This window comes from Flavobacterium sp. YO12, assembly GCF_004119495.1.
GTDB lineage: Bacteria > Bacteroidota > Bacteroidia > Flavobacteriales > Flavobacteriaceae > Flavobacterium.
Window position 1 is genome coordinate 1 of record NZ_NRQU01000057.1, and the last position, 20,360, is coordinate 20,360.

At 34.4% G+C, this 20,360-nt stretch carries 16 protein-coding genes; 10 read left to right on the forward strand and 6 right to left on the reverse strand.

Annotated features, from left to right (window positions below; translation table 11 throughout):
- Positions 1-488: 488 nt before the first annotated feature.
- From BOW55_RS16185 to BOW55_RS16205, 5 genes are all read right to left on the reverse strand, one after another.
- Positions 489-1,331, reverse strand: coding sequence for a sugar phosphate isomerase/epimerase (locus tag BOW55_RS16185; protein WP_129024956.1), 843 nt, complete (start codon positions 1,329-1,331; stop codon positions 489-491).
- A gap of 15 nt (positions 1,332-1,346) precedes the next feature.
- Positions 1,347-2,759 carry a carbohydrate porin gene (locus tag BOW55_RS16190; RefSeq protein WP_129024957.1) on the reverse strand — a complete coding sequence of 471 codons (1,413 nt, stop codon included), beginning with the start codon at positions 2,757-2,759 and terminating at the stop codon, positions 1,347-1,349.
- Complete coding sequence (locus tag BOW55_RS16195) at positions 2,756-4,018, reverse strand: sugar MFS transporter (RefSeq protein ID WP_129024958.1); 1,263 nt, start codon at positions 4,016-4,018, stop codon at positions 2,756-2,758. The genes BOW55_RS16190 and BOW55_RS16195 overlap by 4 nt, the downstream gene beginning before the upstream one ends.
- A gap of 11 nt (positions 4,019-4,029) precedes the next feature.
- A complete protein-coding gene (locus tag BOW55_RS16200; RefSeq protein ID WP_129024959.1) occupies positions 4,030-4,953 on the reverse strand; it encodes a carbohydrate kinase in 924 nt (307 codons plus the stop codon).
- Between the two features lie 180 nt (positions 4,954-5,133).
- Positions 5,134-6,156: a LacI family DNA-binding transcriptional regulator gene (locus tag BOW55_RS16205; protein WP_129024960.1), complete on the reverse strand. Its 1,023-nt coding sequence runs from the start codon at positions 6,154-6,156 to the stop codon at positions 5,134-5,136.
- A gap of 335 nt (positions 6,157-6,491) precedes the next feature.
- On the opposite strand from BOW55_RS16205, the gene BOW55_RS16210 reads away from it, so the two are divergent.
- The 8 genes from BOW55_RS16210 (at position 6,492) to BOW55_RS16245 (ending at position 17,511) form a co-directional block, all read left to right on the forward strand.
- On the forward strand, positions 6,492-6,971 hold the full coding sequence (locus tag BOW55_RS16210) for a DUF1203 domain-containing protein (protein ID WP_129024961.1): 480 nt from the start codon (positions 6,492-6,494) through the stop codon (positions 6,969-6,971).
- Positions 6,972-7,192: 221 nt separating this feature from the next.
- Positions 7,193-8,026, forward strand: coding sequence for a universal stress protein (locus BOW55_RS16215; RefSeq protein ID WP_129024962.1), 834 nt, complete (start codon positions 7,193-7,195; stop codon positions 8,024-8,026).
- Between the two features lie 19 nt (positions 8,027-8,045).
- The gene (locus tag BOW55_RS16220; protein WP_129024963.1) at positions 8,046-9,092 is read left to right on the forward strand and encodes a beta-ketoacyl-ACP synthase III; all 1,047 of its coding nucleotides are present in this window, start codon (positions 8,046-8,048) and stop codon (positions 9,090-9,092) included.
- Positions 9,093-9,186: 94 nt separating this feature from the next.
- On the forward strand, positions 9,187-10,272 hold the full coding sequence (locus BOW55_RS16225) for a sensor histidine kinase (protein WP_129024964.1): 1,086 nt from the start codon (positions 9,187-9,189) through the stop codon (positions 10,270-10,272).
- A 5-nt stretch (positions 10,273-10,277) separates the two neighbouring features.
- The gene (locus tag BOW55_RS16230) at positions 10,278-11,030 is read left to right on the forward strand and encodes a LytTR family DNA-binding domain-containing protein (RefSeq protein ID WP_129024965.1); all 753 of its coding nucleotides are present in this window, start codon (positions 10,278-10,280) and stop codon (positions 11,028-11,030) included.
- A 745-nt stretch (positions 11,031-11,775) separates the two neighbouring features.
- Positions 11,776-12,909 (forward strand): efflux RND transporter periplasmic adaptor subunit, encoded by a 1,134-nt coding sequence (locus BOW55_RS16235; protein ID WP_129024966.1) that lies wholly within the window; start codon positions 11,776-11,778, stop codon positions 12,907-12,909.
- Between the two features lie 31 nt (positions 12,910-12,940).
- Complete coding sequence (locus BOW55_RS16240) at positions 12,941-16,096, forward strand: efflux RND transporter permease subunit (RefSeq protein WP_129024967.1); 3,156 nt, start codon at positions 12,941-12,943, stop codon at positions 16,094-16,096.
- Between the two features lie 5 nt (positions 16,097-16,101).
- Complete coding sequence (locus BOW55_RS16245; RefSeq protein ID WP_129024968.1) at positions 16,102-17,511, forward strand: TolC family protein; 1,410 nt, start codon at positions 16,102-16,104, stop codon at positions 17,509-17,511.
- Positions 17,512-17,616: 105 nt separating this feature from the next.
- Here the strand turns inward: BOW55_RS16245 and BOW55_RS16250 are convergent, their stop codons facing one another.
- Positions 17,617-17,994: a hypothetical protein gene (locus BOW55_RS16250; RefSeq protein ID WP_129024969.1), complete on the reverse strand. Its 378-nt coding sequence runs from the start codon at positions 17,992-17,994 to the stop codon at positions 17,617-17,619.
- A 55-nt stretch (positions 17,995-18,049) separates the two neighbouring features.
- Here BOW55_RS16250 and BOW55_RS16255 point away from each other — a divergent pair, with 55 nt between their 5' ends.
- Together BOW55_RS16255 and BOW55_RS16260 are read left to right on the forward strand one after the other, a co-directional pair.
- The gene (locus BOW55_RS16255) at positions 18,050-19,552 is read left to right on the forward strand and encodes a S41 family peptidase (RefSeq protein WP_129024970.1); all 1,503 of its coding nucleotides are present in this window, start codon (positions 18,050-18,052) and stop codon (positions 19,550-19,552) included.
- Positions 19,553-19,887: 335 nt separating this feature from the next.
- Positions 19,888-20,223, forward strand: a complete 336-nt coding sequence (locus tag BOW55_RS16260) for a DUF5367 family protein (RefSeq protein ID WP_241686595.1) — start codon at positions 19,888-19,890, stop codon at positions 20,221-20,223.
- Positions 20,224-20,360: the final 137 nt, after the last annotated feature.

A 20,360-nucleotide genomic window follows, 5' to 3' on the forward strand; every position in this document is an offset into this window, starting at 1 on the left:
ATTGGCATGCAATTTGTTTTGTTTATCAAAAAAAAAATCAACTGTTTTGCATAAATGCATATTATTACGGCTGTAATAATAGAATTATAAGCCCAAAACAGTATCAATTTTAAAGAAACATGAAAGCAAAAAAAACTAGAAATAAGGAGATCACGAAACAATATTTATCGAGTAAATCGATGCTGAGAAAAGATAGAGCGATTAACTTAATTGTGTTTGCTATAGTTTCTTTTATTACCGTTTTGTTAATCTGGCAAATAGTGTAGGTTGTTTTTAATTAGCCTATTTCAAAATGATACAATTTTATCATTTTGATTTTTTTCTTGTTGGGATTGATGTAAAATATGATTTCACAATAAAATGTAATAAGCTTCAAATTCTGCAATAAAATGGTTTGTAAACAAGTATACAATTGCCAAAAAAAGAACTCTGTAATCTTAAGATTTAGAGTTCTTTTTTAAAATAAATGTTTATAAAAATACTTATGCTTAATCTTTTAAATGCTGTTTTAGAAAATTGAGGCTCCCTTTAGCTAACTCTTCTGCATTATGTGGAGATTTTTGCCATAACGAAACAGCTTGCTGCATTCCTGGAACATCTGATGAAAAATTCTCAAGAACAAGATTTCCTTCAAAATCAATTTCTTTAAGAGCTTTAAAGAGTTCGCTCCAATTAACAGTTCCTTCTCCTGGCATTCCACGGTTACTTTCGGTAATATGCATGTGTTTTAGTAATTTTCCACAGTTTAAAATCGGATCATAAAAATTACTTTCTTCAATATTCATATGAAAGGTATCCAAATGAACTGCAAGATTTGCGGCATTTGTTTTTTTAATGAGTTCCAACACATTTTCTGCAGTATTACAGCAATAGCTTTCATAACGATTGATGGGTTCTATACCAATTGTAATTCCAAGTTTTTGAGCATATAGCGCTGCTTCTTGCCAAACATCTGTAATGATTTCTTTTTCATTATCTGTAATTGGATTTCCTGTAAATACTCCAATTCCTCCGTGTAGCACACCTCCTAAAAAAACAGCATCCAAAGCAGCAGTTTTATCCAATGCTTTACAAATCAATGTTAATGCTTCTTTAGGATAAAAAGGAATATGGGCTTCCTTAGGCAAGTTTAAGGAACAGGCGATATCAAGATTATTTTCTTGAAGTTGTTTTTTTACTGTTTTTGCATCAAAATCCATACTATTAGGAAGTAGGATTTCAATCAGATCAAAACCTGTTTGAGCTGTTTTTTTTATAGCATAATGTCCTGCTTCGGCATTCCAAAGAGGTGTTATCCAAGATAGAAGAGAAGCTCCAAATTTTATTTTCATTGTATTATTTTTAAGTTAAAATACCCACCATTCAGATCGCACTCCAAAATAAGTACCGAATCTTTTTTGTCCTGCTTGTTGTAAAAACGGCGAATACATAGCATTTTTTGCATAATCGTTATAGCGGGAAACTTCTGCAATAAATCTCAAATGAGGTCGTGCCCACGGACTTCGCTCGGCAGTTGGCACAATAGTAGGCGCTAATGCAAATTTTACCATTGAAGCTGTGGGATTGTTACTATCCTGACGCGAAGTATAATGCAGTTCAGAGACCAAATGAAACCAATTGGTGAGGTAATAAATGACTCTTGCACCTATGGCTAAATCTGTTTTATAGTTGTAAATATCCCGGTTATAAAAATCAGGCGCTTTGTCCATTGTATCAGCGCCGCCTTTGCTTTGGGTATAAACAGCATACGGATTAATACTTATTCTATTAGAAAGATTTAGCATAAGATGTTCAACTATTGTAAAAGAATAAGCTCCTTTATAGGTTTTATCCTCAATTCCAGGTGCTCCAAAAGTACGCCAGGTTTGAGTATTTCCATTGTCTCCACCATTAGCAATTCCGGTTCCATAACGCATAGAAAACTGATTGAAGGATCCTATTTTTTGGGTTTCAAGTTCTGAATTTATTTTAAAACCTGCCACAAAACCATTGTCAGATGGAAAGGTTGGAGTTGCATTTTTACTCACTGCAGGCACATGGTGATATTCTGCCAATAATTTTACAATATGTTTTCTCGATAAATTAAAACTGTGTTCGGCAACCATTACTTCGCGCTGACGATAGGTTAACGACTTATTGCCTGTTATGATATTAGAATAGGAATAAGGCGTCCCCATACCAGATGAAGTGGTATCTATAGCGGCCGGAAAAAACATAGAAAACGAGCTTTTTTTATATTTGATGCCAAATCCCTGAGAGGAGTGATCGTCAAAATAAAAATAATCGGCTATGTGTACATCATCATAACGCATGTATCTGGCTCCTGCCCAAACGCTCCATTGACTTCCAACAATATTGCGTGCTTCTACAAATGCTTCGGGTAAACTAACAATCATACCATCTGTAGATCCTGAATTTACATTTCCTAAAAATGTACCATTAGAAGAATAAAAAGCCAGTCTTACCTGAAAGTCAATAGCAGTTTGCTCTTTATTGGCATTTACCGGCATAAAGTGAAAGGAAGGCAGCAAATCTACATAATCTCCCTGATCCATTCTCCCCCCAAGAGAACCCTGATTCAAAAGGTTAAGCTGCCTTCCTGTATGACCTTCAATGTCCGGAGAATAACCAAATCCTATTCTTCCGGTAGTTCCAAATGAAAAGTTTTTATTGCTGATAACAATCTGACTGTTAACAGAAATAGAACATAACAGTAAGATTGTTAATGTTACAAACCTGTAAAAAACAGCAGGTATCATATACTGCTTTTGTTTATTGCAATTTCTCCTAATCCAAGTGTTTTTGGCTTGTAGTATTTGACAGCGAATAAAAGAATAACCACATAACAAACTATTGGTAAAAGATAAGCGTAAGCAATATTGGTGTTGGCTGCAAATCCCATAATAGGAGGGAATACTGCCCCGCCAAACATTGCCATTACTAAGAAAGAAGAAGCTTGTTCCGTTTTATTACCTAGTTTTTTTAATCCCAGGCTGAAAATAGTTGGATACATTACACTTAAAAAGAAGTTAAGCATGATTAAAGCTCCAAACGAAACCCATCCAAAACTTTGTGAAATGATCACGCAAAGCAACATATTGCAAATGCTGTATACAGCAAGTAATTTGTTTGGCGCAATGTAACGCATTAAAAATGTACCAATAAAACGCCCAACCATCATCATAGCCATACTTAAAGAAAAATAATAAGCCACCTGATTGTCAGGAAGACCTGTTTTTTCTACACCGTAATTGATAAAGTAAGCCCAAGTTCCGCCTTGTGCTCCAATGTTAAAGAATTGTGCTGCTACTGCCCACATAAAATGGCGCTGACGGTGCAATGGCGCATTAGGCACTACATCGAGGTTTGCTAAATCGGTTGTGTTTTCTACTTGCTCTCCGTGCGGATCTTTTAGGGCTGGTACTTTTACAAACCAAAAAGCAAGAGCAATGGCAAGAATGACAAAGCCAATAATCATGTAAAGGGTTTTAACAGATTCCAAACCTTCAGCACCTTTTGTATTCAGTATGAAAAAACCACCTAAAAGAGGTCCAATTATGGCGCCTAAACCATTAAATGATTGTGCAAAATTGATACGCTGATCGCTTGTGCGTTCATCTCCAAGTGACGCAACGAAAGGATGCGCTACGGTTTCAAGAGTTGCAAGACCAGAAGCCAGTATAAATAAAGCAGCTCTGAAAAAAGAGAAAGATTCGTTTTGAGCTGCCGGAATGAATAAAAAAGCCCCCAGTGCATATAGAATAAGCCCTAGTAATACTCCTTTTTTGTATCCGTATTTTTTCATGAACAAACCAGCCGGAATTCCCATTACGGCATAAGCACCAAAAATTGACAATTGTACCAGTCCTGATTCTGATTTACTAATGTGTAAAACATTCTGAAAATGTTTGTTCAATACATCGCCCATCGTAATGGCAATTGCCCAAAATAGGAACAGTGACGTTACAAATATGAAAGTAATCGCATATTTTTTTTCTGTAAATTTAGCTTGTGACATCAGATAGTGAATTAAATTGAAGAATAAATCAGTTTGTGATCTTGGCGGAAAGCATTAAAATCCGTTAAGGTATAAGAAGGACAAGCGCCTTCTTTAGAAGTAATAAAACCTCCTAATGCAACGGCTTGTGTCATAATTTCTTCGGGACTTGAATGGGTAATTCTCTTAGAGAGAAATCCTGCCAGAAATGCGTCTCCGCTTCCTACCGTATCAGCTATTTTTACAGGAACTGCCAAAGCTTGATAATGATCGTCTCCGTTATAATAAATAGCGCCTTTACTGCCTTTACTTATCAGAACTTCATTGATATTAAACTCATCTTGTATGTAACGAATGCTGTCGTCTTCATTGATATAATCCCTGCCCAAAAAGTCTAGTATAAGTCGTAATTCGGCTTTATTCATCTTCACCAGATCTGCTTTATAAAGAAGTTCTTTGACTACAGGTACAGAAAAGAAAGGAGGCCTGATATTGACATCAAATACTTTGAATTTAGCTATTTCCAAAAGTTGAAAAAGTGTATTTCGAGATTTTTCTCCTCTTGTAATTAGGCTTCCAAAAACAAAAGCCGCCGCATTACTTACTTTATTAATTTGGTCGTCTCTAAGTTCAATAAAGTCCCAAGCAACAGGTTCTGTAATGTCATAATGTGCTTCATTGTGCTCGTCGATATGAGCCAATACAGTTCCGGTGGGATAATGGTTGTCAATCTGTGTATTTTCAGTAGCTATATTCCAGTCACTGAGTTGTTTCATAAGATCACGGCCCAGTTTATCATTTCCAATTCGGCTGATCATATGGGCATCTATTCCCATTCTCATTAAATTGTAAGCTACATTAAAAGGAGCTCCTCCAGCGCGTGCTCCGTCAGGGAATATATCCCAAAGTACTTCTCCATAGCAGTATATGGACGATTTAGTGGTTTGTTCTTTCATAAGTGGTTAGATTAAACGTTTAAGCAAAGTGTTAAATAAAAAAATATTATAGATTATTAAATTTTGAAAGGCATATTGATTTGTATTTCTGATATGCTATTTTGTATAGGAAGAGGTAGAGTTTCTAATTTCATAAATGATTAGGTTAAACGTTTAAGCAAAATGATAAATAAAAAAATATTATAAATTGTTCGATTTTGAAGAGGCTTTAATATGCATTTGAGCTTCTAGCGTAATATTTTTTATTGGAAGCAGCGGATCTGTAATTTTATTATGAATAAGCTCGACTGCTGAAATACCAATATCCGTTAAAGGCTGACTTACATAAGATAATGGAACACTGAAGAGTTCGTAAGCTTCCGTTTCATCAAAAGCCACAACCGCTAGATCAGTAGGAATAGCTATACCCAATTTCATGAGCTTTTTTAGACCTGAAACGGCCAATTTATTACTAACAAAAAATACGGCATCAGGCTTGTTTTTGCTTTGAAATATTGTACTAAAACCTTGATCAATATCCTGATCAATATGATCTTTATTAATATTCAATACATTATAATCGTTGCACGGGATGTTGTATTTCTTCAAAGCATCTTTAAAACCCTGTGTTCTTTGCATCAAATGATCCAGAGTTGTATCATAAGCTACAAGAAGTATATTGCTACGCTTTTCTTTGATAAGATGCTGGGTTACATTATAACTAATGTCATAATTGTTAATCTGAATATTGTCTGCCTTGATCTTTGGAAGATAACGGTCTATGAAAACAAATGGAATATTTTGTTTTTGTAGTTTTTGCAGGCAGGCTTCTGAATTTTCAACTGGTGCAATAATTAGTCCTTCCGCTTGACGGTGGTAAAACATACTTACAAGACTTTCAAATTTTTCTTTATTTTCGTCAGAACTTCCAATAATAAGCGTGTATCTTTTTTTAGTGGCTTCATTTTCGATTATTCTGGCTATTTGCGAGAAATAAGGATTGGCAATATCTGCTACAATGAGTCCAATAATATTGGTGCGTTGCGTTTTTAGATTTTTAGCCGCAGTGTTGGCACGATAGTTTAATTCTTCGGCTGCCTTTATAACTTTTTCCGTAGTTTCTTTTCCAATGCGGCCGTTGGGCTTATTATTAAGCACATACGAAACCGAGGCGATAGATACACCTGCTTTTAATGCTACATCTTTTATGGAAACTTTTTTCACTATAACGTTTTCTTGAAAGGCAAATATAATAAAGTTAAACGTTTAAGCAAATTTATTTCAAAATATTTTTTGTTTTAGGAGAGATCAATAATAGATCGCTAACCTTTTTCAAGTGAGATGTATAGTATACTTAGCTTTAATTTGAATTTCTATTATTGAGACTAAGGATTATTTGTGAAAATATCAAACCATAAAATTTATGGCAGTAAAGGCTTGAAAAATCATCATACTGATAAAATTTTCTTTTATGATATAGGAGCTTTAATTGAGCAAGAAACGGATTTTTAATAAGAGGAACAGAATATAAATTTGTTTTGACTTAAAATATAAAAAATATGAAAAATTTTAAAATTGTTCCGTTATCTAATGAGTTTGTAAGACAAATTCGGAAAACAAATATTGATAATTTTGGTAATCAAGTTTACGAGCAATTAGCAATGGGAAAAGGACCATGTCGAGTTTCGTTGAAACCATTTAATGTTAATCAGGATATCCGTTTGGTTTTTGCTTATAGCCCGTTTTCAGAACATAATGCCTTTAATCAATCTGGACCTATATTTATTCACAAAAACGAAGTGGAGCAATATTCGGATATTTACAATTTTCCCAAAGAAATAAAAGCAGATAAAGAAAATTTTCCGTTATCGCTAATCGGATATAGCAAAGAACAAAAAATGATTTTTACTAAATTAGTTGGCGATAATGATATCGATTTACTAATTGCTGAAATCTTTGAAACAAAATGTGATGTTGAATATCTTCACGCAAGAAATTCGGAGGCCTGTTGTTTTATTTGTAAAATCGAAAGGGTGTAGTTTTGTACTTTTTTTTAAGTAAAAATAAAGAGCCTTAACTTTTTGTGGCAAAAAAGGTATCCATTCCAAAGTAATATTAAATGAAAAAAAGCTTCAGTGAAAATTTTCAGAATGTAAATATTACGGTTGGGTCTAAAAATATGATTCTTCGGTAATTTTAAAAAAAAAGGAAAAGTTTAATTCAGCAATTTTACGGCAATAATTGCTTAATCTATATATCTATGATCACTCCACTTACCATAATCGCCGCTACAAATTTTTCTACTATCGCAGACAATGCAGTAACTTATGCCGCAGGACTTGCAAAAGCAACAGGTGCCAAACTTATTTTGTTTAATTCATTTTCGTTAAGCGTTCACAGTGCTAATTCTTTGATTACTGCCGAATCGATGCAGAAACAAATGGATAAAGCAGCTTTACGAGTTCAGGTTTTAGCTTCAGAGATCGCAGATTTGTTTAAAATTTCGGTAGAAAGTATTTGCAGTTATTCTTTTTTAGAAGACGAACTTCCTGCTATCATTGATCAAACCAATGCTGATTTTGTTGTTATGGGAATGGCAGAACGTTCATTGGAGCAGGACTTATTGGGAAATACAACCACTTCGGTTATTAAAAGTTTAAACATTCCTATTTTGGCTGTTCCAGAAAATGCTCGTTTTCAAAACGCAAAAAAAATCCTGTATGCCTGCGATACGCTAAGTTTATCGTCAATTAGAAGATTTACATGGATTAGAGAGGTGATTGGCAACTTAGGTTCTGAAATTGAATTTTTCAGCGTTGATGAAAAACTGGACGAAATAAGAGAAGAACAAGGTAAAATTTTACTAAACTCTTCAATCGAAAAAAAGTTTGAAGATGTAAAATACATTTATAAAAACGTAAGATCAAATGCAGTGATCGATGAAATTAAGAAAGAAATTAAAAATTTTGAAGCCGATATTTTAGTAATGGCACCTCAAAAATATGGTTTTTGGGATTCACTGATTCATAGAAGTAAAACTAGAATTATGGCAGCAGGTTTAGATATTCCATTATTATCTATTCCAAAGAATTAAAAAAATAAAAAATAAAAAAATGAAGGCAGTAATTACAGCTATAGGCGGTTTTGTACCCACTTCAATCCTAAATAATAAAACAATTTCGGAAACTGTTGAGACTACAGAGCAATGGATTGAGAAGAGAACCGGAATAAAAGAAAGACGAATTGCAGTAGGTAAAAGTACTTCTGATCTTGCCTGCGGTGCGATCGAAAATCTATTGAGCAATTATGATGTTGATGCTTCTGAAATTGAAGTTTTGATACTCGCAACAGCGACACCAGATCATATTTTGGCGCCAACAGCCAGTAAAATATGTGAGCTGAGCGGACTTAAAAATGCTTTTGGTTTTGATATGAATGCAGCTTGCAGTGGTTTTTTGTATGCCCTTGAAATGGGTGCCACTATGATTGAAAGCGGACGTTATAAGAAGATTATTGTAGCTGGTGCAGACAAAATGAGTTCGATTGTTGATTATGAAGATCGAAATACTTGTATTCTTTTTGGAGACGGAGCAGGAGCAGTGCTTTTAGAAAAGACTGAAACAGAATACGGATTAATGAAGAGTATTTTAAAAACTGACGGAAGCGGTACTGAATCTTTAATTGTACCAGCAGGAGGGTCTAAATTTCCTGCCAGTATGCAGAGTATTCTACACAAAAAACATTTTATTACACAAGAAGGATCGTTTGTGTTTAAAAGAGCTGTTGAAGCAATGTCAAGCGTATCAAGAGATGTTTTGATTAGTAATGGTCTAGATGCTGATGAAATTGACTGGGTTATACCACATCAGGCAAACCTGAGAATTATAAATGCTGTGAGTGAGAATCTTGCTATCGATAATAAAAAAGTAAAAGTTAATATTGAAAGATATGGTAATACAACCTCGGCGACAATTCCGTTATGTTTATGGGATTATGCTGCCGATTTTAAAGAAGGACAAAACCTGCTTATAACTACTTTTGGCGCTGGATTTTCTTGGGGAGCAACCTGTTTAAAATGGGGTGTTATGAGAGAAAGAAAATCACAGAAGTCTAATAAAACAATTCAAAAAAGAAAAGTTTTAGAGCCACAATTATCGTAATTTTAAAGATGAATCAAAATAGGATTTTTTCAATTTTTATCTTTGTTTAAAATTAAAAGTCTAAATTTATTCATAAACCAGTTGTTGTAAGTAAATGGGAGTAAGCGTTCAAAATAAAATTTCGGGGAAGAATTTTTTCTACAAATACTATAGAATTATAGTCATTCCGGTAGTTTTTTTAGTGTATCTGTCTTCCTATTATCTGTTGAATCCGTATCAAGAAGAATCTTTAATATCTCTTGACTCGACATTCGATATTTTTATTATTCTAATATACTGTGGTGTACTTACAGAATTAAGCCTTTTTGTTGGACGAAGTTTAAATCGTTTGATACGTTGGGAGCATAATCCTATTTTTAGAGCAATTGCGCAGTTTATGTGCCTCATAGCGGGAAACATTCTTTTAAATTATATTTTTTCATATTTATGGAACTATCTATATCCCGAAGCTTGTTTAGAAGAAAATGAACTACTCATTATTTGGCAGTCTAATATTATGGCTGTAATATTATCACTTTTTATTAGTTCAGTACATACCGGAATTTTTTTATTGAACCGCTGGCGTGTGACTTCAAATGAAGCAGCTGAGCTTAAAATTAAAGCCTCAGAACTTCAGGAAGCCGTAACACGATCACAGTTAGAATCGCTAAAATTGCAGTTAGATCCTCATTTTATATTTAATAATTTCAGTACATTGACTGAACTGATTCATGAGGATCAACAAGAAGCAGGATCTTTCTTGGAAAATATTACGAGAGTGTACCGCTATATGATTTCGAACTTGGATAAAGACACTATAACGGTAAGAGAAGAAATGGAATTTTTAAATGCCTATTTCTATCTGCTAAAAAAACGATTGGGTGAAAAAATTGACTTACATTTAGAAGTTGACAGCGATTGTCTTGATCTTCATTTGCCGCCATTAACTTTACAGTTATTGGTCGAAAATGCCGTAAAACATAACATGGCAACATTATCGAGTCCGTTAATTATATCCATTTATTCAGAAGAAAAAAGTTTAATAGTAAAAAATAATTTACAGCTTACTTCAGGAAAATCCCTTGTTTCTACAGGCGTAGGGCGAAAAAATATTGAATTTCGCTATAAGATTCTATTTAACAAAAAGCCTGTTTTTTCACAGTCATTAGAAAGTTTTATAGTGCGTTTACCATTAATATAAAGAGTATGAGAATTTTGATTATTGAAGATGAGAGTATTAATGCCAGTCGACTTAAAAGACTCTTAGAAGAATTAGAAACCAATTGCGAGATTCTTGCTATTATTGATACCGTTGAAGGGGCTGTAAAGTGGCTTCGTGCAAACGAAAAACCAGATTTAATAACCATGGATATTCGACTGGCAGATGGAATTAGTTTTTCTATTTTTGAAGAAATAAAAATTACAAGTCCTGTTATTTTTACCACAGCTTACGATGAATATGCGGTAAGAGCCTTTAAGGTCAACAGTATCGATTATTTGATGAAACCTATTGATAAGAGCGAATTGGAATTTGCCTTGCAAAAGTTTAAAAAATTATCTAAATCTGACAGTAATATTGATATTGCCGAAATTTTAAAAGGTTTTATAAATAAACCGAATTTTCGTCTTCGCTTTTTAGTAACGTATCGTGACGGCTACAAAAGTGTGAATGTTAACGATATTGATTTTATCTATTCCGAATTTAAAACTTCAAATTTGGTTTTAAAATCGGAAATGGTAATTCCAATTCCGCAAACTATGGAAGAATTGGAGCAGGAACTTGATCCCGATGTTTTTTTTCGCGCCAACAGGCAGTTTTTCATACGTGCCGAAAGCATAAAATCGATCGCCAATTATTTTAATGCCAAACTTAAAATTCAGTTAAAAGCTGATCCAGAGCGCGAAGTAATTATAAGCCGCGAAAAAGCTCCCTATTTTAAACAATGGATGGATCGCTAGGAAAGGTTTAAAGATGCAAAGGTGCAAAGTGACAGAGGTTTAAAGGTTTCTTTAATTTGCCCTCTTTCAGAAAAATAAACTGTAAATTAAAAATCTGTTAAATCTCCTCAATCTGCGAGAAAAAATGAATCTTTTCAGTCCTTCTAATTCTATCTAACTACTTTTTTTAATAGTTTTTTTTCGCCACGACTTTAGCGATAGCGAACAGGCGAAGCAATTCATGAATCGTTTTTTCACGCAGATTTAAAAAGATTTAAGCCGATAAGTGCAGATTATTATTCATAATATTTTAGTTTAAATCTGCTTTAATCTGCAGAATCTGCGTGAAGTAAAATAGTACGTGATTAAATCTGCTAAAATCTTTTTAAATCTGCGAGAAAAAAGAATCTTTTCAATCCTTTAATTCTATCTAACTCTTCTGAAGTTTTTGTAATAGGCTTAAAATTATAGGCCTAAATCTTTACGTCTTCGCTCTCGATAACTATCAGGATTACATGCGTATTTCTCGTTGCTGAGAAAAATCGTTGTGATTTAATCTTCTTTCAAAATAATTATAAAAAAGCCTTTCTATAGCGTGTAGTACTATAGCATAAGGTTTTTTTTATGCGCTATTATTTGGGTAGACTTACGTCTTCGTTTCAGTATCGAAAAATTCCGTTTGGGTAAGTTTATCCCATAAAAAGGCTCCTTTGAGTTGTTAATTTGCTGTCAAATTTGAGGTAATTCATTTAAAATGAAAAGTAAAATGACAAAACAGTTTTTTAAGAATAATAAAGCAATTGGCAGGATTGCGGTTTTATTGATAATCATTTCTTTCTCTTCGTGTGGGAAAAGTGCAGATGCGCAGCAAGCTCCGCCAAAACCAGAAGTTGACTTTTTACAGACCAGTTCCGCAACAGGCGATGTAGAAAAAAAATATCCCGGAACAGTAGAAGGTACTGTAAACGTTGATATAAAAGCGCAGGTATCAGGTTATCTTGAAGCCATTTATGTCAAAGAAGGAGATTATGTAAACAAAGGGCAATCTCTTTTTAAAATTAAAGGCGACATATATGCCGAGCAGGTAAACAACAGCCTTGCGGCTTACAAAAGTGCTTTGGCGAACCAAGCCAATGCAAAGTTGGAAGTAGAAAAAATCAAACCGCTTGTTGAAGGAAAAGTTTTCTCTGATATGCAGTTAAAAACAGCGCAAGCTAGTTACGAAGCAGCGACAGCTCAAGTAGCGCAGGCTAAGGCAGCTTTAGGATCATCAAAGTTAAATGCCGATTTCTCTTTGATTAAAGCTCCTGTAAGCGGTTATATTAGTCGTATTCCAAATCGTATAGGAAATTTAGTTACACCAAACGATGCCGTTCCTTTAACTACGCTTTCAGAAATTAACAATGTGTTTGTTTATTTTTCGCTGACAGAAGCCGATTATCTGGCTTTCTCAAAAGATTCAAAAAGCGATCAAACAGTAAGTTTGATTATGGCCGATGACACCCTATACGATCAAAAAGGAAAACTGGAAGTGGCCAGTGGAAACATTGATCGTACAACAGGTACAATTGCTTTAAAAGCCATTTTTCCAAACCCGAAAAAAGAATTGCGTTCTGGAGGTTCAGCAAGAGTAGTATTAAACAAAAGTTTATCATCAGTAATTACAGTTCCAATGGCAAGTGTAAAAGATATTCAGGATAAATTTTTCGTTTTTGTTTTGAAAGAAGGCAATAAAGTAGCCATGGTTCCTATTGAAATTGCAGGAAGCGCCGGAGTAGATTACTTCGTAAAATCAGGTTTAAAATCAGGAGACAAAGTGGCTTTAAATTCTATCGATGTGCTTTACGATAGTATGGAAGTAGTTCCAAAAATCGCTGGTAAAGCCATAAGCAGTAAATAATATTTGATTTAAACTTATAATAACATTTTCCATGTTAAAGAAAATAATAGACAGGCCGGTATTGGCCACAGTTATCTCTATTGTATTGGTAATCTTGGGGATCATTGGTCTTACCAGATTATCTGTAACGAGATTTCCTGATATTTCGCCGCCGACTGTAATGGTAAGCGGTACGTACCCAGGAGGAAATAGTGAAACCGTTATTCGTTCAGTGGTAACCCCATTAGAGGAACAAATTAACGGGGTTGAAAATATGGAGTACATAAAATCTACTGCCAGTAACGATGGATCCTTTTCGATCAGCGTTATTTTTAAACAAGGCGTAGATCCAGATCAGGCAGCGGTAAATGTGCAGAACAGAGTACAGCAAGCGACGCCGAAATTACCGCAGGAAGTAATTCGTATGGGACTTACGACTTCGAAACAGCAAAATAGTATGATTGTTATTTTCAACTTATATACAGATGATAATAACAAGTATGATGAGTTGTTTTTGCAAAATTATGCCAATATCAATTTAGTGCCTCAAATGAAACGTGTTCCGGGTGTGGGACAGGTTCAGATTTTTGGACAAAAAGATTATTCCATGCGTGTATGGCTTGATCCTAGAAAAATGGCAAATGCAGGTTTAGTTCCTTCAGATGTTACGCAGGCAATTGCAGATCAAAGTTTAGAATCGGCTCCCGGAAAATTAGGAGAAGAATCTAAAGCCGCTTTAGAATATGTAATTCGTTACAAAGGAAAAAAGAACAAACCAGAGCAATATGAAAATATTGTAGTTAAAAATAACGGAAGTAATGTCCTGCGATTAAAAGATGTTGCGCGAGTAGAATTTGGTTCTATTTCGTACAGCGGAGACAATAAATCGAACAGTAAAAATGCGGTTACGATGGCAATTTTACAGACTTCAGGATCGAATGCAAACGATATTGAAATTGGGATTAATAAAGAAGTAGAGCGATTATCGAAATCTTTTCCTCCAGGTATAAAATACGTAAACGTAATGAGTACCAAAGAACGTTTGGATGAAGCAACAGGACAGGTAAAATCGACTTTGTTTGAAGCTTTTATTCTGGTATTTATAGTCGTATTTATATTCCTGCAAGATATTCGCTCGACGATAATTCCAGCGATTGCAGTGCCAGTGGCTATTGTAGGAACCTTTTTCTTCTTGTTGGTTTTCGGATTTACCATAAATATTCTAACCCTCTTTGCGTTGGTTTTGGCCATCGGAATTGTAGTGGATGATGCTATTGTGGTCGTCGAAGCCGTTCACAGTAAAATGGAAGAAGATGCAGGAATTTCAGCAAAAGAAGCCACTCACGGGGCAATGGCGGAGATTACAGGAGCAGTAGTTTCGATTACTTTAGTTATGTCAGCCGTATTTATTCCAATTGGTTTTATGACAGGATCTTCGGGGATTTTTTATAAACAATTTGCCTATACTTTGGCGATTGCGATTATTATCTCGGCTGTAAATGCCTTGACGCTGACTCCGGCTTTATGCGCATTATTGCTAAAGAATCATGGTGATAAACATGGAAATCACGAGCACAAAACCAGTTTTAAAGACCGCTTTTTTGTTGGATTCAATACAAGTTTCAACAATTTTACAGGAAGATACATCAAAGGTGTTCGTTTTCTTATTGGAAGAAAATGGATTGCAGCGGGATTGGTTACCGGAATAACAGCTCTTGCGGTATATATGATGATGTCTACACCAAAAAGTTTTGTTCCACTTGAAGATGATGGATTCATGGTATACAGTTTATCAATGCCGCCGGGAACTGCACTTGATCGTACTACTGAAGTAGTGCAGAGAATGGAGAAAATATTAGAATCAGAAAAAGCGATTGATGTTAATACCAGTATTACAGGATTTAATATTTTAAGCAATAGTGCCAGTACCGCATACGGATTAGGTTTTATTAAATTAAAACCTAAAAAAGAAAGAGGTGAAGTTAAAGATATTGATGAAATTTTGAATAGTGTAACGGCTAAATTATCCAAAATCAAAGAAGGTTCGATTATGGTTTTCAGAATGCCGCCTGTTGAAGGATTTGGTGTAACAAGTGGTGCTGAAATTGTATTGCAAGACAGAATGGCAAGAAGTCCAGAAGCTTTAAAAGCAATGTCAGATAAAGTAATCGGACAGATTATGCAGCAACCTGGAGTTCAATATGCGTATACGACTTTTAGAGCCGATTATCCGCAGCTGGAATTAGAAGTTGATGAAGACAAAGCCCGCCAGATGGGAGTGAATGTGAAAGAACTGCTAGGAAATATCCAAACGTATTTTGCAGGAGATCAATCATCAGATTTTACAAGATTTGGTAAGTTTTACAGAGTAAATGTAAAAGCTGATGGAATTTTCAGAATGGATCAAGATGCCTTTAATGAGATTTTCGTTAGAAATGCAGAGATGCAGATGGTTCCTGTAAAATCAATCGTGAAATTCCATAAAGTGTACGGACCAGAATCAGTAAACCGTTACAACCTTTACAATTCCGTAAATATTACTGCAATGGCATTACCGGGTTACAGTAACGGTCAGATTATGGGGAATTTAGAAAAGGTTTTAGATAAACTTCCTTCTGATTACAGTTACGAATGGACAGGTTTAAGTTTGGAAGAAAAAGCAGGAGGAAACCAAACTGTTGCCATTTTTGGATTATGTCTGTTGTTTGTATTCTTTTTATTAGCAGCACAATATGAAAGTTATTTATTGCCGTTGGCGGTTTTACTGTCAATTCCAACAGGAATATTAGGTGCTTTTGCCGGAGTAAAAGCAGTTGGGTTAGATAACAACATTTATGTTCAGGTCGGACTCATTATGCTCGTGGGACTTCTCGCCAAGAATGCTATTTTGATTGTAGAGTTTGCGCTTCAAAGACGTCTTTCAGGTTTAAGTATTGTCGAAGCAGCGATTGAAGGCGCAAGATCAAGGTTACGGCCAATTATCATGACTTCATTGGCCTTTATTGTAGGTATGATTCCGTTGATGTTTGCTTCTGGAGGAACTGCAGTTGGAAACAGATCGATTAGTGTTAGTGCTTCAATCGGAATGTTAAGCGGTGTTATTTTAGGAATTTTTGTAATTCCGTTGCTTTTTATCGTATTCCAATATTTACAGGAAAAAGTATCGGGTAAGAAGGTTGCAGCGCAAGTTCAAACTATAAAAGAATAATAATAATGAAAACACTATATAAAATTGGAATAGTTTTACTTACCGGAACGCTCATGACCTCATGTGTGGTAGGAAAAAAATATTCCCGTGCAGATTTACAAGCGCCGGAAAAATACCGTGAAGAAATTGCGGTTACCGCAGACACGGTTTTACTGCCGTGGAAAAACTATTACAAAGATCCTTTGTTGGTTAATTTGATTGAAAAAGCCCTCGTTAAAAACAACGAGGTGCTTATTGCAGTGAAAAGTATGGAACAGCTTGATCTTGCTTACAAGCAAGCCAAGTTGTCCTTACTTCCAACACTTGTTTTTGATGCAGGAGCAAGCCGTTCCTACCTTTCAAAGAATTCGTTAAACGGATCTTTAAGTTCACAGTTTACGAGTAAAGATTATATGGACGATTATAATGCTTCTTTAAAAATGTCTTGGGAAGTTGATATTTGGGGAAAAGCAGCCATGCAGAAAAGAGATGCAAAAGCGGCTTATTTTGCTCAGAAAGAAAACCTGTCTGCTTTAAAAACAAGAATTATTGTTCAAGTAGCACAATCGTATTACAATCTTTTAGGATTGGATGAACAATTGAAAATTGCTGAAAAGAATATTGAATTAAGCGACAATACGCTTAAAATGATGAAACTGCAGTACAATTCGGGCACTATAAGCTCTTTGGCAGTAAATCAGACAGAGGCTCAGAAAAAAACAGCAGAATTGCTCGTTCCTTTAGCAAAAGCGAATATAGCGGTTCAGGAAAATGCCTTACAGATTTTGTGCGGCGAATATCCAAATACAATAGAGCGTTCAGGAAATCTAAATGTTGATGAATTTGCTTTCGAGATGCCATCAGGAATTCCAGCTTCACTTTTAAGCCGAAGACCCGATGTAAAAGCGAGTGAATATGCAGTTATGTCGGCAACAGCTAAAACAGGTTTAGCCAAAGCCACCATGTACCCAACGCTGAGTTTAAATCCGTCAATTGGAATCAATTCATTTGAGTTTGATACCTGGTTTAATTTTCCCGGATCAGTTACAAAAAATATAGCGGCGAATCTGGCACAGCCTATTTTTCAGAAAAAAGCTTTAAGAACAGCTTACGAGGTTGCCGTTTTAGAACAGGAAAAAGCAGTTGTATCGTTTAAACAATCTTTTATTACTGCTGTTGGTGAGGTTTCAGATGCCATGTCAAGATTGAAATATGCTGACCAGCGCATTGAACTGGCTCAAGAAAAAGCGGCTTCTTTAGACAAAGCTACTGCCGATGCTTCACTTTTATATAAAAGCGGAATGGCAAATTATCTTGAAATTATTGCAGCACAAAACAGTGCATTGCAAAATGATCTCGATTTGATCACTATAAAATTGGAAAGATTAAATGCGTCCGTAAACCTCTACCGCGCTTTAGGCGGAGGAGTGGAGTAAATTCCAAATAGAATTAATTCATCATCTCTATCAAGACAGATTGAGATGATGAATTTTTGTATGTTAAAGAAAAAAAAATATTCAACTATAATTAAACTTTTTCAACTAGTCTGTGATTAATTTGAATTTTACAGGTTGAAAAAATGTACTTGAATTTTTCTCAAAATAAATTCCATTTTCTTTGTTATCAAATTTTACCTTGTAATTATGAATTAGGGTAGTTTGCGCAATCATATTTATCTGGTAAGTATCTCCAATTTTATTTGCTTTTGATATATCCTGAACAATACCATTAATCACAACCGATTTAGGAACAACAGCAGTGTCATTTAATTTAAAACTAACTATATACCCTCTTTCGCTATTGCTGTTATAACTTTTATACGTTTGATTTTTAATATCTAAAAGCTGTCTTGAACAGGAAAGAAAAAAAAGTCCAAAAGAAAATAATAAAAAGACGGCTTTAGGGATACTATTTTTCATAATTTTAGCGTTTTACAACTACAAAATTAGCTTAAATTAAACGATTGAAAAAATAATGAAATTAAAATATATTGTTAAGACATTACTTGTAGGATTGGTTTTTACAGCTTGCAGCAAGGATTCTGATTCTGACACTAAAGAAGCCACAACGACCAAGCCAGACGAGATTAACAACTTTGTTTGGAAAGCTATGAATTCTTGGTACTACTGGCAGCCCAACGTTGCTAATTTGTCCGACGACAAAATCACTTCTACCGAAGTATATAACAATTTAGTCAATGGAAAAACTCCCGATGCGCTTTTTTATTCACTTCTATATCAAAGAGGAACTGTCGATAGATTTTCTTGGATTGAAAACAGTAATGAGATAGTGCGTGTTTCAAAAATTGCAGAAGTCGAAAAAAAGGGTGGTTTTAATTACGCAATTTACCCTAAAGATGCATCGAATACAAATTTGGTAGCCTTAATTAACTACATCGTACCTAATTCACCAGCAGCTTTGGCAGGATTGAAAAGAGGTGACGTTATTACAAAAGTAAATGGAAGCCAGCTTACGTCAAGTAATTATGACCAACTAGAAAATGCACAATTGACAATTACTTTGGCAGCAAGCGTACAATTTTCAAGCGGTGGTTTAGTAACCACAGACAAAGCAGGAACTGTGAGTGTATCAAAAGCCGAAATTGATGAAAACCCAGTTGCTTATTACGAAAAGAAAGTATACGGAGCAAAGAATGTTGGTTATCTAGTTTTTAATGGTTTCAAATCCGATTATAATGATGAACTCAATTCGGCTTTCGCTAAAATGCAAGTGGATGGAATTAATGAATTGGTTTTAGATTTAAGATACAATGGAGGCGGTTCATTAGAAACAGCAGTTGCTCTGGCTCAAATGATTAATGGCAGTTTTACCAATAAACCATATATTTATTTAGACTTCAATAATAAACACAATAGTGAAGACGGCTATGAAAATCTTTCTGAAAAAGTAAACATTTTTAACTTGGTTGATAACAAACCAACTTTTCAGAGAGAAGAAAGTATAAACAGCCTTGCTTTGACAAAAATATATGTGCTGGTAAGTTTTCAAACCGCTTCTGCGAGCGAGCTCACGATACAATGTCTAAAAAAATACATTAACGTAATAACAATAGGCGAAGAAACCGTTGGTAAATTTGTTGGCTCAAACACACTATACGATTCTCCTGCTAGTGATTATACGTCTTATGTTAATCGAAGCACTAAACATAAATGGCAATTGCAGCCCATTACTTTTTCATATTACAATAAAGACAAAGACGCAAATCCAGCGAAAATTGTACCTGATTACGAAATCAATCCTTATAGTACTTTCTTAAACCTGGTTGAATTTGGAAACGTAAAAGATCCTTATTTGAATAAAGCTCTCGAATTAATTACAGGTCAAACTGTGCGAGCTACAGCAAAAAACGCCAATTCTTCTTTATCATTAAAAATGGACAATCTTGCTGCATTTAACCCTACAAATACAGCCAAAGGTTTATATATAGAGGATTTTAAAAGGTTGAAAAAACAATAAATAGCAACGAAACTAAATGTAGAAATTAAAAATATCAATCTTAACTAAGGCTATTTCAATTTAGATGAGATTCGTGTTTAAGGTATAAATTAGCTCTTTTATTTTTGATAAAAGAGCTTTACTTTTTTATAGGAATAAATCTTTTTGTGCCTCAGTTGAGGAATAATTAATAATTGAAAGTACGCATCTTTTAAAAGTGTTTTTTTTGTTAAATTTGCTATCAATACGACTGATAACTACTGAATTTATACAAAATATAACACACAATTTTAAACCAGATAATTATAATGAATTACAAAGTTTTGAGCTTCTTGGTCGGTTTCGGCATTTGGTTAATGGCAACAATTACATTTAGACTTTTTGGACATTATTTTTTTATAACAGACAATACTTTTATTTTGATAGCATTGTACATTATTTTAATCCCAGTGCTTGGAATTATTGTTAATAGTGTAAATAATAAATACAAATTGAATAAATTGGAGGCGATTCATTCTACTGTGATTATGATCCTTCCGGGAATGCTATTAGATACATTGTGCATTTATTTTTTTTCATTAGTTTTTCCCAATTTGCCAACAGCTGATGGTGTTGTATTTAGTTCCTGGCTCATGTGGGCCTATTCGATCGTCCTTATTTTTGGCTTACTAAGAAAAAAGATAAAGACATAATCTTTTATGGTCATTATAGCGCTATTTTATTATATGCTATATCTTGTTTTTACAATAAAGTTATTACATCTTATTATTAAGACAAAATATATTATATCTAAATAAAATTACCAGCTCTCTGAAGAGTTCTTATGAAA

Bases quoted from the DNA above. Each gene is read 5' to 3' on its own strand.
- BOW55_RS16225 (WP_129024964.1), top strand. From the start codon at position 9,187: ATGGGAGTAAGCGTTCAAAATAAAATTTCGGGGAAGAATTTTTTCTAC.
- BOW55_RS16195 (WP_129024958.1), bottom strand. From the start codon at position 4,018: ATGTCACAAGCTAAATTTACAGAAAAAAAATATGCGATTACTTTCATA.
- BOW55_RS16260 (WP_241686595.1), top strand. From the start codon at position 19,888: ATGGCAACAATTACATTTAGACTTTTTGGACATTATTTTTTTATAACA.
- BOW55_RS16245 (WP_129024968.1), top strand. From the start codon at position 16,102: ATGAAAACACTATATAAAATTGGAATAGTTTTACTTACCGGAACGCTC.
- BOW55_RS16190 (WP_129024957.1), bottom strand. From the start codon at position 2,759: ATGATACCTGCTGTTTTTTACAGGTTTGTAACATTAACAATCTTACTG.
- BOW55_RS16250 (WP_129024969.1), bottom strand. From the start codon at position 17,994: ATGAAAAATAGTATCCCTAAAGCCGTCTTTTTATTATTTTCTTTTGGA.
- BOW55_RS16240 (WP_129024967.1), top strand. From the start codon at position 12,941: ATGTTAAAGAAAATAATAGACAGGCCGGTATTGGCCACAGTTATCTCT.
- BOW55_RS16220 (WP_129024963.1), top strand. From the start codon at position 8,046: ATGAAGGCAGTAATTACAGCTATAGGCGGTTTTGTACCCACTTCAATC.
- BOW55_RS16200 (WP_129024959.1), bottom strand. From the start codon at position 4,953: ATGAAAGAACAAACCACTAAATCGTCCATATACTGCTATGGAGAAGTA.
- BOW55_RS16215 (WP_129024962.1), top strand. From the start codon at position 7,193: ATGATCACTCCACTTACCATAATCGCCGCTACAAATTTTTCTACTATC.
- BOW55_RS16185 (WP_129024956.1), bottom strand. From the start codon at position 1,331: ATGAAAATAAAATTTGGAGCTTCTCTTCTATCTTGGATAACACCTCTT.
- BOW55_RS16235 (WP_129024966.1), top strand. From the start codon at position 11,776: ATGACAAAACAGTTTTTTAAGAATAATAAAGCAATTGGCAGGATTGCG.
- BOW55_RS16255 (WP_129024970.1), top strand. From the start codon at position 18,050: ATGAAATTAAAATATATTGTTAAGACATTACTTGTAGGATTGGTTTTT.
- BOW55_RS16210 (WP_129024961.1), top strand. From the start codon at position 6,492: ATGAAAAATTTTAAAATTGTTCCGTTATCTAATGAGTTTGTAAGACAA.
- BOW55_RS16230 (WP_129024965.1), top strand. From the start codon at position 10,278: ATGAGAATTTTGATTATTGAAGATGAGAGTATTAATGCCAGTCGACTT.